This window comes from Cryobacterium sp. MP_M3, from assembly GCF_015752155.1.
In the GTDB taxonomy this organism is placed as follows: domain Bacteria; phylum Actinomycetota; class Actinomycetes; order Actinomycetales; family Microbacteriaceae; genus Cryobacterium.
Genome location: NZ_JADOVI010000007.1, coordinates 1 through 14,430 on the forward strand (window position 1 = coordinate 1; position 14,430 = coordinate 14,430).

At 70.4% G+C, this 14,430-nt stretch carries 15 protein-coding genes; 6 read left to right on the forward strand and 9 right to left on the reverse strand.

The window, feature by feature from the left end; translation table 11 throughout:
- Positions 1-201: 201 nt before the first annotated feature.
- The 3 genes from ahcY to IWX89_RS09625 all read right to left on the reverse strand — a co-directional run bounded on the left by ahcY (position 202) and on the right by IWX89_RS09625 (position 3,619).
- Complete coding sequence (ahcY, locus tag IWX89_RS09615; protein ID WP_196903345.1) at positions 202-1,689, reverse strand: adenosylhomocysteinase; 1,488 nt, start codon at positions 1,687-1,689, stop codon at positions 202-204.
- A 38-nt stretch (positions 1,690-1,727) separates the two neighbouring features.
- Positions 1,728-3,200, reverse strand: coding sequence for an amino acid permease (locus tag IWX89_RS09620; protein ID WP_196903346.1), 1,473 nt, complete (start codon positions 3,198-3,200; stop codon positions 1,728-1,730).
- 200 nt (positions 3,201-3,400) lie between these two features.
- Positions 3,401-3,619, reverse strand: coding sequence for a DUF3499 family protein (locus IWX89_RS09625; RefSeq protein WP_134510441.1), 219 nt, complete (start codon positions 3,617-3,619; stop codon positions 3,401-3,403).
- A gap of 43 nt (positions 3,620-3,662) precedes the next feature.
- Between IWX89_RS09625 and IWX89_RS09630 the strand changes: the two genes are divergently transcribed.
- Both IWX89_RS09630 and IWX89_RS09635 read left to right on the forward strand, forming a co-directional pair.
- Positions 3,663-4,115, forward strand: a complete 453-nt coding sequence (locus IWX89_RS09630; RefSeq protein ID WP_196903347.1) for a metallopeptidase family protein — start codon at positions 3,663-3,665, stop codon at positions 4,113-4,115.
- 273 nt (positions 4,116-4,388) lie between these two features.
- Complete coding sequence (locus IWX89_RS09635; protein ID WP_196903348.1) at positions 4,389-5,069, forward strand: hypothetical protein; 681 nt, start codon at positions 4,389-4,391, stop codon at positions 5,067-5,069.
- A 69-nt stretch (positions 5,070-5,138) separates the two neighbouring features.
- Here IWX89_RS09635 and IWX89_RS09640 read toward each other — a convergent pair whose 3' ends face one another.
- The gene (locus tag IWX89_RS09640; protein ID WP_196903349.1) at positions 5,139-6,542 is read right to left on the reverse strand and encodes a glycosyltransferase 87 family protein; all 1,404 of its coding nucleotides are present in this window, start codon (positions 6,540-6,542) and stop codon (positions 5,139-5,141) included.
- A gap of 123 nt (positions 6,543-6,665) precedes the next feature.
- On the opposite strand from IWX89_RS09640, the gene IWX89_RS09645 reads away from it, so the two are divergent.
- Together IWX89_RS09645 and IWX89_RS09650 are read left to right on the forward strand one after the other, a co-directional pair.
- A complete protein-coding gene (locus IWX89_RS09645) occupies positions 6,666-7,919 on the forward strand; it encodes a molybdopterin-dependent oxidoreductase (RefSeq protein WP_231383123.1) in 1,254 nt (417 codons plus the stop codon).
- Positions 7,916-8,425, forward strand: coding sequence for a hypothetical protein (locus IWX89_RS09650; protein ID WP_196903351.1), 510 nt, complete (start codon positions 7,916-7,918; stop codon positions 8,423-8,425). The genes IWX89_RS09645 and IWX89_RS09650 overlap by 4 nt, the downstream gene beginning before the upstream one ends.
- Here IWX89_RS09650 and IWX89_RS09655 read toward each other — a convergent pair.
- From IWX89_RS09655 to IWX89_RS09665, 3 genes are read right to left on the reverse strand one after another with little or no spacing between them, the layout of a single operon-like run.
- A complete protein-coding gene (locus IWX89_RS09655) occupies positions 8,422-9,126 on the reverse strand; it encodes a class I SAM-dependent methyltransferase (RefSeq protein ID WP_196903357.1) in 705 nt (234 codons plus the stop codon). The genes IWX89_RS09650 and IWX89_RS09655 overlap by 4 nt on opposite strands.
- The gene (locus IWX89_RS09660; protein ID WP_196903358.1) at positions 9,123-9,764 is read right to left on the reverse strand and encodes a DUF2064 domain-containing protein; all 642 of its coding nucleotides are present in this window, start codon (positions 9,762-9,764) and stop codon (positions 9,123-9,125) included. Before IWX89_RS09660 ends, IWX89_RS09655 begins: the two co-directional genes overlap by 4 nt.
- Positions 9,761-10,429 (reverse strand): glycosyltransferase family 2 protein, encoded by a 669-nt coding sequence (locus IWX89_RS09665; RefSeq protein ID WP_196903359.1) that lies wholly within the window; start codon positions 10,427-10,429, stop codon positions 9,761-9,763. The genes IWX89_RS09660 and IWX89_RS09665 overlap by 4 nt, the downstream gene beginning before the upstream one ends.
- A gap of 121 nt (positions 10,430-10,550) precedes the next feature.
- On the opposite strand from IWX89_RS09665, the gene IWX89_RS09670 reads away from it, so the two are divergent.
- Together IWX89_RS09670 and IWX89_RS09675 are read left to right on the forward strand one after the other, a co-directional pair.
- A complete protein-coding gene (locus tag IWX89_RS09670; RefSeq protein ID WP_307836490.1) occupies positions 10,551-11,294 on the forward strand; it encodes a response regulator transcription factor in 744 nt (247 codons plus the stop codon).
- Positions 11,294-12,442 carry a cell wall metabolism sensor histidine kinase WalK gene (locus IWX89_RS09675; RefSeq protein WP_196903361.1) on the forward strand — a complete coding sequence of 383 codons (1,149 nt, stop codon included), beginning with the start codon at positions 11,294-11,296 and terminating at the stop codon, positions 12,440-12,442. The genes IWX89_RS09670 and IWX89_RS09675 overlap by 1 nt, the downstream gene beginning before the upstream one ends.
- A 24-nt stretch (positions 12,443-12,466) precedes the next feature.
- On the opposite strand, the gene IWX89_RS09680 is transcribed toward IWX89_RS09675, so the two are convergent.
- On the reverse strand, positions 12,467-13,534 hold the full coding sequence (locus tag IWX89_RS09680; RefSeq protein WP_196903362.1) for an NAD(P)-dependent oxidoreductase: 1,068 nt from the start codon (positions 13,532-13,534) through the stop codon (positions 12,467-12,469).
- Positions 13,531-14,415, reverse strand: a complete 885-nt coding sequence (locus IWX89_RS09685; protein WP_196903363.1) for an MTAP family purine nucleoside phosphorylase — start codon at positions 14,413-14,415, stop codon at positions 13,531-13,533. Before IWX89_RS09685 ends, IWX89_RS09680 begins: the two co-directional genes overlap by 4 nt.
- Positions 14,416-14,430 lie beyond the last annotated feature (15 nt).

Below are 14,430 nucleotides of genomic sequence, written 5' to 3' on the forward strand. Positions count from 1 at the left end.
GGAAGCTCTGCGGCTTTCCGCACCTTTGGGGTACGTGAAGACATTACGGCCCCCAGCCCACCCCGTCAAAACCCGCCCCCGCCCGGGCGTGTCACACCCCCACCCCACCCGCAGCATCCGCCCCCACACCTAACGACGACGCGCCAGCACCCGCTCGACGAGAACGGATGCGGGCGCGCGACCTGCGGGAACGGAACGGAGTCAGTAGCGGTAGTGGTCGACCTTGTACGGGCCCTCGATCGGGACGCCGATGTAGGCGGACTGCGCGGGAGTGAGCACGGTCAGTTCGACGCCGAGCGCGTCCAGGTGCAGCCGGGCGACCTTCTCGTCGAGGTGCTTCGGCAGCACGTAGACGCCGACCGGGTAGTTCTCCGGGTAGCAGTACAGCTCGATCTGGGCGAGCACCTGGTTGGTGAACGAGTTGCTCATCACGAATGACGGGTGCCCGGTGGCGTTGCCCAGGTTCATCAGGCGTCCCTCGGAGAGCACGAGAACGCTGCGTCCACTCGGCAGGTGCCACTCGTCCACCTGCGGCTTGATCTCGACCCTCACCGCGCCGGGCAGGGATTCGAGCGCCGCCATGTCGATTTCGTTGTCGAAGTGACCGACGTTCGCGATGATCGCGAGGTGCTTCATGCGGAGCATGTGGTCGACCCCGATGACGTTGAAATTGCCGGTGCCGCTGACGAAGATGTCGACCTGTTCGACGACGGATTCGATCCGGGCGACCTGGAACCCGTCCATGGCGGCCTGCAGGGCGTTGATCGGGTCGATCTCGCTCACGATCACCCGGGCACCCTGGCCTCGGAGCGCCTCGGCGGCGCCCTTGCCGACGTCACCGTAGCCGGCGACGAAGACGACCTTGCCGCCGATGAGCACGTCGGTGGCCCGGTTGAGCCCGTCCGGCAGCGAGTGCCGGATGCCGTACTTGTTGTCGAACTTCGACTTGGTGACCGAGTCGTTCACGTTGATCGCTGGGAAGAGGAGGCTGCCGGCCCCGGCGAGTTCGTAGAGACGGTGCACGCCGGTCGTCGTCTCCTCGGTGACGCCTGCGATGGCGGCGGCGATGACGGTCCAGCGGTCTGTCGACGAGGCCAGCGACCGGCGGAGGACGTCGAGGACGACCCGGAATTCGTGGCTGTCGGCCTCCGTGGCGTCGGGCACCGCTCCGGCCTGCTCGAATTCGCGGCCCTTGTGCACGAGCATCGTGGCGTCGCCGCCGTCATCGAGGATCATGTTCGGGCCGGTCCAGGTCTCCCCCGCGGCAGCGGCCTCGGTGCTCCAGTCGAAGATCTGCTCGGTGCACCACCAGTAGTCCTCGAGCGTCTCGCCCTTCCAGGCGAAGACCGGAACGCCGGCCGGAGCCTCGGGGGTGCCCGTCGGCCCCACCGCGATGGCCGCCGCGGCGTCGTCCTGGGTGGAGAAGATGTTACAGCTGGCCCAGCGGACCTGGGCGCCGAGGGCGACGAGCGTCTCGATCAGCACGGCGGTCTGCACCGTCATGTGCAGGGATCCGGCGATCCGGGCGCCGGCGAGCGGCTTCGATTCGCCGAATTCGGCGCGGAGGGCCATCAGCCCGGGCATCTCGTTCTCAGCGAGGCGGAGTTGGTGGCGGCCGGCCTCGGCGAGCGCCAGATTGGCGATCCGGAAGGCGGGCACGGTGGACGAAGGGGACGCGACGACAGTCATGCGACCATCCTGCCATCCCCTGCCGCGCCGAGGGGCTGTCAGCGGGTGGAGCCGAGCGGTTCGTCTGCCGCATCGGGGGCGGACTGCAGAGCATCCGTCTCGCGCGCGGCCTTCCCCGGGCGGGTGTCGCCCCGGTACCGCCACAGGCCGATCCCGGCCACGACGGCGGCCAGGAGGAGCGACATCAGCAGTTCCTGCCGGGTCTTCTCGAGGACGGCCATCCCGACGAGCAGGGCGACAATGCTGACGATGGCGAACCAGGTGAGGTAGGGGAACGCCCACATCTTCAAGGAAAGCCGGTCCGCGGCCTCCGCGCCCATCCGTCGGCGGAGGATGAGCTGGGAGACGGCGATGACGAGCCAGACCAGCAGGGCGATCGCGCCGGACGTGTTCACGAGGAACAGGAACACGGTGTCGGGGGCGAGGTAGTTGAGCCCCACCGTGATGAAGCCGACCACGGTCGAGGCGAGCACCGCGGTGCGGGGCACCCCTCCGGTCGACACCCGGGACCAGGCGGCCGGCGCGTCGCCGCGCACGGAAAGGGAGAACAGCATCCGGCTCGCCGTGTAGAGCCCGGAGTTCAGGCAGGAGAGCACGCTGGTCAGCACGATGACGTCCATGATGGCGCCGGCGCCGGGGATGCCGTAGAGCTCGATCACGGCGACGTAGGGGCTCTTGGCAACGGAGGCACTGTCCCAGGGCAGCAGGGTGACCACGATGGCGATGGACCCGATGTAGAAGACGAGGATGCGCCAGACGGTCGACTTGACCGCCTTCTTGACGGCGTCGACAGGGTTCTCGGACTCCCCGGCCGCGATCGTGGCGATCTCAGCCCCGAAGAAGGAGAACACGACCACGAGAACGCCGCCGAGGACCGCGCCGCTGCCGCTGGGGAAGAATCCGCCGCGACCGGTGAGGTTGCGAAGGCCCGGCGCGTCGAGTCCCGGCATCAGCCCCAGGATGGCGACGACGCCCAACAGCAGGAAGATCGCGATGGCCGCCACCTTGATCGACGCGAACCAGAACTCGAACTCACCGAACATCTTCACCGAGGCGACGTTGGTCAGGGTCAACAGCACCATCAGCACCAGCGCCCACACCCACTGGTCGACCGCCGGAATCCAACGGTGCACGATCGCGGCGCCCGCCGTGGCCTCGATGCCGAGCACGATGATCCAGAACCACGCGTACAGCCAGCCGATGCTCAGGCCGGCCCAGCGCCCGAGCGCCTTGTCGGCGTAGCTGGAGAACGAGCCGGTCTCCGGGTGGGCGGCTGCCATCTCCCCCAGCATCCGCATGACCAGGATGACGACGAGGCCGGCCGCGGCGTAGGCGACGAGGATGCCCGGCCCGGCCTGCTGGATGGCCGCCCCGGAACCGACGAACAAGCCGGCCCCGATCACCCCGGCGATGGCGATCATCGAGAGGTGGCGCGGTTTGAGCGTGTGGGCGAGCTGGCTGTCGCTCCCGCCCGTCGCCGGTGAATGGTCGGTTTTCGGCAGGAATGCCATGGGACTCCAAGGTCATCGTGAACGGGCACCCGGTCGGGCCGGGCACTCGTTCAGGGGTGTCCGGTCAATCTATGTCCGCATCATGACGGCACGAAACGACACGCGCGGCGCGAAACCGGACCGTAACGGGACCCGCACCCACGGACGCGGTCCGAAACCAAACCGTAACGCGGCTCGGGGGATCGGTTCGCGCGGTGAGACTAGTCGCGAGGCTGGGCCGGCATCGTGCGCAGCCGCACGAGCTGCCAGCCCTGGGGCGCCGAGGTGAGGCGCGCATGCCGGTCGCACAGGTCGAAACTGTGCGGCTCCCGCACCAGGGAGAGCGGCCCGAGCACGGCCATCGAGTCGCCGTAGTCGAAGGTGAGGGTCGCCACGGACTCATCCGGGCAGGCGACGCGGGAACAGGGCCTGGAAGACATTGCCCTCAGGCTACCCTCACCGCGCCGGAACTAGGATGTGACCATGTCCCGAATCCGCAGCGCCGCAGCACCGACGCCCGCGCCGACCCAGCGCGGCCGGGGCCGTGACCGGCACGGCCGCGGCATCCGCAGCTCGGTCACCGGACCGTTCCTGCCGCCCCTGCAGACCCGGATCAGCCAGTTCGACATGACGGTGGCCTCGACCATCGACTACCTGCGCTCGGTCTGGCCCGACGAACTGAGCGACGTCATCTTCGAGGTGGCGGCCGGACCGTACGCGGTGATCCCCGGCGTCGGGGTCGAGCGGTGGACCGTGACCGCCGCGGAACGCCGGATCGTGTTCTACCGCCTGCCGATCCAGCGCCTCACCCGCCTGCACCGCAACGACGACCTGCACCGGAGGATGGTCATCGAGAGCTGCGTGTTCCGTGCCATCGCCGAACTTCTCGGCAAGGACCCCTGGGACCTGGCCCCGGACCGCTTCCGCCACTTCTAGATTCCGCCGCTGCCCGCGAACGCCGGCAGAGCGACAGCCCACCCACGCGGCCGAGGATTCCTCGGCCGCTTTTTCGTGCCCGGGCGTCTGCGGCGCCGCCGCTCCGTCCGCGGAAGGGCCGCGTGATCACGCGGCCGATCCGGGGATTCCGAATCGATGTGAGTTTTTTCCAAACCGATTCGGCGTTCGGACCGAACCCCTGTCAGCACCACAAGCTGCTCCACCTTCACAGCAATTCCCCACAGACCAACCACACAGACAAAGGATCACACCATGCGTTCATTCTCCAAGGCCACCATCAGCCTCGCCACCGCCGGACTGCTCATCGCCGGCCTTGCCGCGTGCTCCAGCGGAGCCGAGGCCAGCGGGTCGGCGTCCACGCCCTCCGCGTCGTCCTCCGCCGAGGCCACCCCTAAGCCCGTCGCATCGATCCCCTCCCTCAAGGGCGTTGACACCGCCGTGCTGCTGGACGCCGACTTCGCCGCGGCGCTGACCAGCCTGGGCCTCACCCCCGGCACCGTCGGAACCGCGACCCTGGTCGACGGCAGCCTGCACTTCCCGATCACCGGCGGAAATGTGGACTACTACGACCCGAACGAGAGCTACCGCCCGTTCGTCCAGGGCTCGATCGAGCACGAGGGCTCCGGCTTCTCGCTGACCGCCGGCGACACGACGGTCGAACTGACCAACTTCACCATCGACCCCGGCTCCTCGAAGCTGTTCGGTGATGTCAGCGTCAACGGCACCTCCGCGGCCACCCAGGTGCTGCTCTTCAACCTCTACGGTGGCACTCTCAAGCCGCTGCAGATGGACGGCGACAACGCCATCCTGGAAGGCACCACCGTGCACATCTCCGCAGAGGCCGCCGGCCTGCTGAACAGCACGTTCAAGACGGAGGCCGTCGCCGACCAGCTCCTCGTCGGCATCGCGAAGATCACCGTCGCCACCAAGTAGCACCCCGCGACCCAGGTCGCACAGGAAAAGGCGCCTTCGTCTCTCGACGAAGGCGCCTTTCTGCGTGCCTCAGGCCGAACGGCCGGACGGTCTCCCGCGGAACGGCCTCCAGTGGAACAGGCGTTCGGCCGCCCCCGGTCCGGCCCGGCGGAACGCCATCGCCACGATGAGGATGACCGCCACTGCCAGGGTCACCCGGGTCAGCTGCACGGACGGAACCAGCATCCGGATGCTGAGCGCGATCGGCACGACGAGCCATTCCCACCGGCCGCTCAGCGCGACGAACGGCACGAGCAGCAGGGCGTACCACGGGTAGCGGGGGCTGAGGATGATCAACGTGCTGCCGATCATCAGGAGCTGGCCGAGCCAGGGTTGTGCCGGATCGGTCTTCCACAGGGTGAGCGCGGCGACCCCGGCGAGCACGATGGCCACGACGTAGATCGCGGCACCGCCAGGAGCGACCAGCGAGACGAGCGCGAACCGGGTGCCGTCCTGGTACCCCTCCTCGGTGAGGTAGCCGGGCAGGTAGCCGAGGACCCCGATTCCGGTGGTGAGGACGTAAGGGACGTACAGGAGGAAGAAGGTGACGACGGCGGCGACGATCACCTTCCAGCCCTGCCTGCGGAGCAACGCCGGGGCCGCGATCACCGGGATCAGTTTGGTGGCGATCGCCGCGCCGAGGGCGATGCCGCCCCTCCAGTAGCGTTCCCGGGCGACGAGAAAGACGGCGGCGAGGGCGAAGACGACTCCGAGCATGTCGACGTGGGAGTTGGTGACGGCCTCGGATGCGACGAGCGGGCACCACGCCCACAGCGCGGCGCGGCGCAGGTCGATGCCGCGGCGGCGCATCCCGAACAGGAGCATGACGGTGGTGCCGACGCTGAGCAGCAGCCCGGTCAGCTGCAACGGCCAATAGGCCGGTCCCGGCCCGGTGATCAGACGCACCCCGGCGAAGTACAGTTCGGCGGCGGGCGGGTAGATGGTGGGGACGCCGGTGCGGTTCAAGGCCGAGCAGAGCACCTCGTCCGACTCGCCCCGGTGCACGGTCTGGATGCGCTCGCCGACGCAGCGGGCGGATCCGTCGGAGCCGACCTGCGGGGCCGGGAACAGCCAGTCCGGCCGCAGGGAATCGAGGCGAGGGTCGGAGGGCACATACGCATACGGGGACACGCCGGCGTTCGCCACGATTCCGTCCCAGGCATACCGGGCAGAGTCGGTGCTCGTGTTGGGGAGCCCGATCATGGCGGCGGCGCCGATCCCGAGCGAACCGGCCAGGATGAGCACCACGACCGCCCGCCCTCGGACGCCCCGGAGCGCGATCACCGCGGCGGCGAACAGCAGCCAGGCGACGCAGAGGGAGACGAGCAGCGGCACCGCGTCGCGGCCGGGTGCGAACAGCTCGAAGCTCGCCGCCCCGAACCCGGTGAGCACCGCGATGGCGGCCAGGAGCAGGGAGACGACAGTGATTCGCACACTGCCATCTTGTCGGAGTCCCGGGCCGGTCACCGGACCCCGGCGTGCGCGCGTCATCGAACCGTAAGGGTTCCGGGCCGTCTCAGCCGCTCAAAACTGGTGCAATGGACTATGCGCCGTTTGATGTACGAAGCCCAGCGATCCCTGGCGTCTCCGGCGCGCAACCCGCGGATGGCGACGGTGATCGGTCGTCTGCTCGGCGCCGCATTCCTGGTCTGCTTCGGCACCGGGCTGTACAGCCACTTCCTGCAACAGCCGCTGCCGGGGATGCGTTTCGCCACCAGGCCGGAGTTCCTCTACCAGTTCACCGAGGGCACCCACATCATCGCCGGGATCGCGTGCTTTCCACTGCTGCTGGCCAAGCTCTACATCGTGTTCCCCGACCTCTTCGCCTACCCACCGGTGCGATCCTTCGTGCACCTCCTGGAGCGGGCGTCGATCGCCCTGTTCGTGGGCGCGTCCCTCGTGCAGATCACGATCGGGCTGCTCAACACGTACCAGTGGTACCCGTGGCCGTTCCCGTTCCGGCAGGTGCACTTCGCCCTGGCCTGGGTGCTGATCGGTTCGCTGGCCCTGCACATCGGCATCAAGCTGCCGATCATCGCCCGGTTCTGGCGCAAACGAGCAGACTACGGGCCTGGTACCGACCACCTCACCGATGCGGTTCCCGGCGAACGTGTCGCGGGCACCGAGGCCGAGCGGCTGTGGGGCAGCAGCCGGCCGACCGGGCTGACCGGCCGGCTCATCGCCTACCTGGACGCCACCCCGCCGATCGCCGAGAAGGTGAGCCGCCGCGGGTTCCTCGCCACGGTCGCCGTCGCCGTCGCCGCGGTCGTCGGACTGACTGCCGGCCAGACGTTCGCCCCGCTCGACGCGGTGAACGTCTTCGGTCCGCGCAAGAAGGGGGTCGGCCAGCAGGGCGTCCCCGTCAACCGCACCGCGAGGCAGGCGAATGTCACCGAGGCGGTCATCTCGGGGTGGATGCTCACGGTCGCCCACGGCGGCGTGGAACGCAGTTTCACCCGGACCGAACTCGAACGGATGCCGCAAACCGAGGTCACGCTCCCCATCGCCTGCGTCGAGGGCTGGAGCCAGATGGCCGCCTGGCGCGGCGTTCGGCTGCGCGACCTCGCCGACCTGGTCGGCGCCGGCGAGGATACCTCGTTCAAGCTGGTCAGCCTGGAGGAGCGCGGCAGCTTCCGGCAGACCCAGATGGGCCCGGAGTACGTGCGGGACCCGCTCACCCTGGTGGCGCTCGAGCTCAACGGGGAGACCCTCGACCTCGAGCACGGCTACCCGGCGCGGATGATCGCTCCCGGCCGGCCGGGAGTACTGCAGACGAAATGGCTGAGTCGAATCGAGGCGATCACGGTATGAACCAGGTCAGCACAGCATCCGCCGCCCTGCCCCTGGAGCAGGCGGCGCCCGGCCGGGGCATGCGCATGGCGCGCGCCATGCTCGTCCTGCTCGGGGCCGCCGGCCTCGCCTGGGGTGCCTGGGTTCTGGTGGACACCGTGCGGGTCGCCCGGCTTCCGGGCGTGGCCCTCTGGGTCGGGGCGGCGATCGTGGTCCACGACGCCGTCATCGCCCCCCTCGTCTTCTTCGGCGGGGTGCTGCTGCGACGTGCGGGCCGGCGACGGGCCGGCGTGGTCGTCGCCGTCGTGCAGGGCACGATCGTTCTGGGCTCGATCATGACGCTGATCGTCGTGCCCGAGATCGTGGCCCAGACTCAGGGTCAGGCACCGAAGAATCCGACCGTGCTTCCTCTGGACTACGGCCTGAACCTGGCCGTGTTCTGGTTGGTGATCGCGGTCGGCGCCACGGCGGCATCCGCCGTGCTCTACGCCCGCACCAGGCGAGCCGGCCGGCGGCCTGCGCGCTAAGCGCGCAGCAGCCGGGCGAACCAGCGGCCGTCGAGCCGCCAGTCTTCGGCGACGAACAGTCCGGCGTCGCCGGCACGCTCACGCAGGCCGGCCAGGCCGAGTTCGGCCCAGGGGAAGACGGCGCTCCGGCCGCCGGAGGCGTCCTCGATCGTGCCGTCGTAGCGGTCGTCGGTGTCGGGGTCCTGGCTCAACTCGACCAGCAGCGCGCCGTCCGGGGCGAGCAGGGCCGCGCAGCGGGCCAGCAGGGCGGACGGGTCGCCGCCGATGCCGATGTTGCCGTCCACGAGCAGCGCGGCCGCCCAGGCGCCCTCGAGCGGCATGGGGTCGAAAACGCTGCGGCGCAGCACGCTCAGTCCCGAGTCCACGGCCATTCGCACCGCGGTCGCCGACACGTCGATGCCGAGGGCGGAGAGGCCGAGGCCCATCGCCGCGCGGACCATCCGCCCGGGCCCGCAGCCGATGTCGAGCACCGGACCGGTGATTCCGGCGAGGAGGCGGAGGTCGGTGGCGTCGGCATCCGCGCTCCACCGTCCCGCATCGATCACGAACGGCTCGGCGTGCGGCTCCGACCGGGCGCGGCGCAGGTAGAGCACGTTCTCCGCGTTCCGCAGCGCCGCCGCGTAGGGCTCGGCCCCGCCGGCGCCGAAGGTCGACGGTTCGAACAGTTCGGGTCGGGTCTCGGTCCGGGCCAGGATCGTCATCGGGTCGTTCCGTTCTCGCTCGGCACGAGCATCGTGGCCAGCACCCGGGCGAAACCGCCGTCGGGGGCGATCCCCGCGACGGTGTGCGCGTCGTCGATCGTGTCCACATCGGTGAGGGTGGGGAGGAAAGCCACGCGCAGTCCGGCCCCGCGCAGCCGCTCGAGCTGGCGGGCGCCGGTGTCGCCCTGCGACATCGGGATGCCGCGAATGAGATCCCCCTGCGGATCGGCGAGCGCGAGCGCCCAGAATCCACCGTCGTCGGCGAAGCCGAACCAGGCGTCCACGTCGTCGGTCCAGTCGGTGAAGACCGGTTCGAGCAGGGCGGAGGTGACCTGAGGCGTGTCCATCCCGATCAGGACGGTCTGTTCGTCGCAGTGGTCGAAGATCGCGGCGAGGCGTTCGTCGAGGCCCCCCGCGACCTGGGGAAGGATCTCGAATCCCGCCGCCGCACCGGGCGGCACGATGCCGTCGAAGGCCAGGATGCGGCGGGTGGCCGGCAGGCTCGACACGGCCCGCAGGGTGTCGTCCAGGCTCGCGGCGGCGAGCTCGGCCGCCTGGGTGAGGCTGAGCGGCGGGTGCAGGCGGGTCTTGACCTTGCCGGGCAGGCATTCCTTGGCGATGACCACCAGGATCGTCATCGGCGGGTCTCCCGGAGGAGGGCGGACATGTCCGCGATCGCCGTGAGGGTTCCGCGCACCGTTCCGGTGACCTTGCTGCGGCCGACCCGCGGTGAGTAGGTGGTGTCCACCTCGCGGATGCGCCAGCCGGCAGCCGCGGCACGGAGGAACATCTCCAGGGGGTAGCCGCTGCGGCGGTCCCGGAGGTCGAGGGCGAGCAGGTCTTCGCGGCGCGCGGCGCGCATGGGGCCGAGATCATGGATGTTCACACCGGTTATTCGGCGCAGTCGCCAGGACAGACTGGTATTGGCGATCCGGCTGTGCCACGGCCAGGCTTTCGGTGTGCTCGCCCGGCGGCGGCCGAGCACCAGATCGGCCTCCCCCGCGCGCACCGGGTCGACGACCAGACGGAGTTCCCGGGGGTCCATCGACGCGTCGGCATCGCAGAAGGCGACGATCGGCGCGGTCGCCGCCAGCAGGCCGGCATGGGCCGCGGCACCGAAGCCTCGACGCTCCTCGTGCACCACCAGTGCTCCGGCCGCGGCCGCGATCGCTGCCGAACCGTCGGTGGAGCCGTTGTCGACCACGATGGCGCGGTAGCCCTCGGGCAGCCGGGACAGCACCCAGGGCAGGGCGCCCGCTTCGTTCAGGCACGGCAGCACGAGGTCCACCTGGATCAGAGTCATGATTCGACACTATGGCGGCGGAACGGCCGAAACGGCTCGAGAAGATTACAGCCTGAGGAACGATCGTGCGGGGCCCGTCAGCGGGCCAGGGGGCGGAGCAGCACGGCTCTATCCTGAGTTTGTGACTTCTTCAGGTGTGCTCCAGGACCGGCGCGTCCTCATCATCGACGACGACCCGACGGTCTCCGAGATCGTCAGCCGTTACCTGCGCGCCGCCGGATTCATCGTGGACGAGGCACCGGACGGACCCGACGGGCTCCGCAAGGCCGAGGAACTCCGCCCCGACCTGGTCGTGCTCGACCGGATGCTGCCGCTACTGGACGGCATCGAGGTGTGCCGGCGGATCCGGGCCAACTGGTCGATCCCGGTGATCATGCTCACCGCGCTCAACCAGGAAGAGGACCGGATCGACGGCCTGGAGGCGGGCGCCGATGACTATCTGTCCAAGCCGTTCTCGCCGCGCGAGCTGGTGCTCCGCGTGCAGTCGGTGCTGCGCCGCAGCGTCGCCGGGTTCGTCCCGGAGGGGCTGGTCAGCACCGGTGATTTCACCTTGGACTCGTCCGCCCACGAAGTGCGACTGAACGGCGTGCCCCTGGTGCTCACCGCCCGCGAGTTCGACCTGCTCGCCTACCTCATCGGGCGGCCGCACAAGGTGCTGAGCCGGGAGGACCTGCTGCGTTCGGTCTGGGGCTGGGAGTTCGGAGACCTGTCCACGGTCACCGTGCACGTGCGCCGGCTGCGGGAGAAGATCGAGGCCGACTCGGCGCATCCGCGGCTGTTGAACACGGTCTGGGGGGTCGGCTACCGGTTCGACCCGGTGCCTCTCGGCCGCCCGGACGCGGCACCCGAGGAACGGAGAGACTGATGACCCTGGACGTCCTGGCCACCGTGGCCCTGTTCGCGCTCGGCAGCGCGGTCGTCGTCGGCGCGCTGGGCCTGCTGGCCCTGCGGATGCTCTCCCGCGCCTCCCTCGTGCTGCAGTTGATGGTCGTCGCCCTCGCCGCGGTTGTCTCCGTGGTCGGCGGGATGGCCGCGGTCGCCTCGCAGATGTACGTCTCCAGCCACGACCTCACGGTCTTCTACTGGGTTGCCGGGGTGGCCGGCCTGGTGTCGCTCTTCATGTCCGCGGTGCTCGGCCGCAGCCTGGTGCGGGAGGGCCGCGAACTGCGTTCGGCCGCGGCGAGCCTCGGCCGCGGCGAACGGGTCGTCGCGGCGGAGCGGCACAGCAACACCGAGTTCGCGGCGCTGGCCGGAGAACTGGCGGCGACGGGCGAGCGGCTGGCCGAGTCCCGGGCCAGGGAGAACCGGGTGGAGGAATCCCGCCGGGAACTGATCGCCTGGATCTCGCACGACCTGCGCACACCGCTGGCGGGCATCCGGGCGATGGCCGAGGCCCTCGAGGACGGCATGGCGGAGGACCCCGACCGGTACTACGCGCAGATGCGCGGCCAGGTCGACCGGCTCTCCGGGATGGTCGACGACCTGTTCGAACTGTCGCGGATCCACTCCGGCACACTGCGCCTGGCCGTGGAACCGGTCTCCCTCTACGACCTGATCAGTGACACCGTCGCCGGGTTCTGGCCGGTCGCCCGGGCGAAGTCCCTCGACCTCCGGTTCGAAGGCGAAACCGGTCTGACCATCCTCGCCGACCCGCGCGAGCTGTCGCGGGTGGTCGGGAACCTGGTCATGAACGCGATCCAGCAGTCCCCGGCCGGCCTGGCGATCGTGGTGTCCGTCACCGAGAACGACGACGGACGCGCCGTGATCTCGGTGCAGGACTCCGCCGGCGGCATCCCGGAACAGGACCTCGGCCGGGTCTTCGAGGCCGGCTGGCGCGCGAGCGAACCGCGCACCCCGGCTTCGGAGCCGACCCGGTCAGGCGGGGCCGGACTCGGGCTGGCGATCGTGCAGGGCATCGTGCGGGCCCATCGCGGCGAGGTCGTGGTGCGGAACGTGCCGGGCGGCTGCCGCTTCGACGTGCTGCTGCCCCGGCATCCGGTCGCGGCAGGCTGACCGGCCCGGATGGGCCGTTGCGCCTCAGCGCCGCACGGCGGCCCGCAACGGGGCGGTGGCGAATTCGGCGACGCCGCGCTCGAAAGTCACCGTCGGGGCCCAGCCGAGTTCGGTGCGGATGCGTTCGGATGAGGCGGTGATGTGCCGCACGTCCCCGAGCCGGAATTCCCCGGTGATCACCGGGTCAGGCCCGCCGGAGGCGCGGCTGAGCGCCTCGGCCATGTCACCGATGGTGTGCACAGTGCCGCTGCCGACGTTGAAGGCACGGAAGGTGGATGCCGCGCTGTCGGCGGTCCAGTCGAGGGCGGCGAGGTTGGCCGAGGCGATGTCGGCGACGTGCACGAAGTCGCGGCGCTGTGCGCCGTCCTCGAAGACGCGGGGTGCCTCCCCGCGCTCGAGGGCCGAGCGGAACAGCGAGGCGACGCCGGCGTAGGGCGTGTTCTGCGGCATCCCGGGGCCGTACACGTTGTGGTATCTCAGGGCGGCGACCCGGCCGCCGGTCGCGCGCGCCCAGGCGGAGGCCAGGTATTCCTGGGCGAGCTTGGTGGCGGCGTAGACGTTGCGGGGGTCGAGCGGGTCCTCTTCGGTGGTGAGTGCGGGTTGGAGCCGTTCGCCCGTCACCTCGTCGACCGGGTCGTAGACGCCGGCCGTCAGGTCGGCGCCCCGGCGCGGCCCCGGCCGAGCGGGGCCCCGGGAACCGCGGAAGCTGCCCTCGCCGTATACGACCATCGACGAGGCCAGCACCAGCCGGTCGATTCCGGCGGCCGTCATCGCAGCCAGGAGCACGGCCGTGCCCACCTCGTTGCTCCTGACATAGTCCGGGGCGTCGAAGAAGTCCACGCCGAGCCCGACCTTCGCGGCCTGGTGGCAGACGAGGTCGACCTCCCGCAGCGCGACGGCGACGACGCCGGGATCAGTCACATCGCCGACGATGACATCGACCCGCGGGTCGACGACGGGCAGCGCCCCATGCACGTCGCTGCGGAGGGAGTCGAGCACGCGCACGCGCCACCCTCGCTCGAGTGCGGCCGAGACGATGGCGCCACCGATGAAGCCGGCACCCCCGGTGACGAGCAGGCGCGGGGCGTTCACAGCGGAAGCCCGGTGCCCGGGGCCACGGGCCGGGCCAGCACCGCGACGACCTGCCCGGGGTCGATCAGCTGACGGGGCGCGAAGTCGCCGGGGACGGAGCGCAGGATCGCGTCGATGGCGGCGAGGATGCGCGGCTGGGCCTCGGCGAGCCGGGCGAAGACGAGCGTGGCGGAGACGGCATCCGCGTCGGTCTCCTCCCACGGCGACAGCCCGGCGTCCGCGTCTGTCACGAACGACAGGTTGACCGTTCCGATGTTCAGCTCGGAGGCGAGCACCACCTCGGGGTACTGGGTCATGTTGACGATGTGCGCCCCCGCGGCCCGGAACCAGAGCGACTCCGCCCGGGTGGAGAACCGCGGCCCCTGGATCACGACGACGGTGCCGGAGGGCGCGAAGTCCTCGTCGAGGCCGGTGAGGGCGGCGACGGCGGTGCGGCGCAGGATCGGGTCGAACGGGTCGGCCGCGGCGAGGTGCGCGACGCTCCCCCGGTCGAAGAAGGTGTCGGCGCGGCCGGACGTGCGGTCGATGAACTGGTCGGTCACGACGAGGAGGCCCGGCGGGTACTCGGGGCTGACACCGCCGACGGCCGAGGACGAGATGATGGCGGTGACGCCGAGTGAGGCGAGGGCCCAGATGTTGGCCCGGTAGTTGATCAGGTGCGGGGCCTCGGAGTGCCCGCCGCCGTGCCGGGGCAGGAACGCGACCCGTCGGCCGGCGCGCTCACCGATGGTGATCGGAGCCGACGGACGGCCGTACGGCGTGTCGACCTCGACCGAGATGGACGTTGCGTCGTCGAACAGTCGGTAGAGGCCGGAGCCCCCGATCACGGCGAGGGCGACCGGCTCGATCGAAGGTCGGGGCGGGGAGTCGGTGCTGGTCACTGCGGGCTCCAGAGG

Excerpts from the sequence above, each read along its gene's own strand:
- ahcY (WP_196903345.1), bottom strand. The coding sequence starts at position 1,689 with ATGACTGTCGTCGCGTCCCCTTCGTCCACCGTGCCCGCCTTCCGGATC.
- IWX89_RS09620 (WP_196903346.1), bottom strand. The coding sequence starts at position 3,200 with ATGGCATTCCTGCCGAAAACCGACCATTCACCGGCGACGGGCGGGAGC.
- IWX89_RS09625 (WP_134510441.1), bottom strand. The coding sequence starts at position 3,619 with ATGTCTTCCAGGCCCTGTTCCCGCGTCGCCTGCCCGGATGAGTCCGTG.
- IWX89_RS09630 (WP_196903347.1), top strand. The coding sequence starts at position 3,663 with ATGTCCCGAATCCGCAGCGCCGCAGCACCGACGCCCGCGCCGACCCAG.
- IWX89_RS09635 (WP_196903348.1), top strand. The coding sequence starts at position 4,389 with ATGCGTTCATTCTCCAAGGCCACCATCAGCCTCGCCACCGCCGGACTG.
- IWX89_RS09645 (WP_231383123.1), top strand. The coding sequence starts at position 6,666 with ATGTACGAAGCCCAGCGATCCCTGGCGTCTCCGGCGCGCAACCCGCGG.
- IWX89_RS09650 (WP_196903351.1), top strand. The coding sequence starts at position 7,916 with ATGAACCAGGTCAGCACAGCATCCGCCGCCCTGCCCCTGGAGCAGGCG.
- IWX89_RS09655 (WP_196903357.1), bottom strand. The coding sequence starts at position 9,126 with ATGACGATCCTGGCCCGGACCGAGACCCGACCCGAACTGTTCGAACCG.
- IWX89_RS09660 (WP_196903358.1), bottom strand. The coding sequence starts at position 9,764 with ATGACGATCCTGGTGGTCATCGCCAAGGAATGCCTGCCCGGCAAGGTC.
- IWX89_RS09665 (WP_196903359.1), bottom strand. The coding sequence starts at position 10,429 with ATGACTCTGATCCAGGTGGACCTCGTGCTGCCGTGCCTGAACGAAGCG.
- IWX89_RS09675 (WP_196903361.1), top strand. The coding sequence starts at position 11,294 with ATGACCCTGGACGTCCTGGCCACCGTGGCCCTGTTCGCGCTCGGCAGC.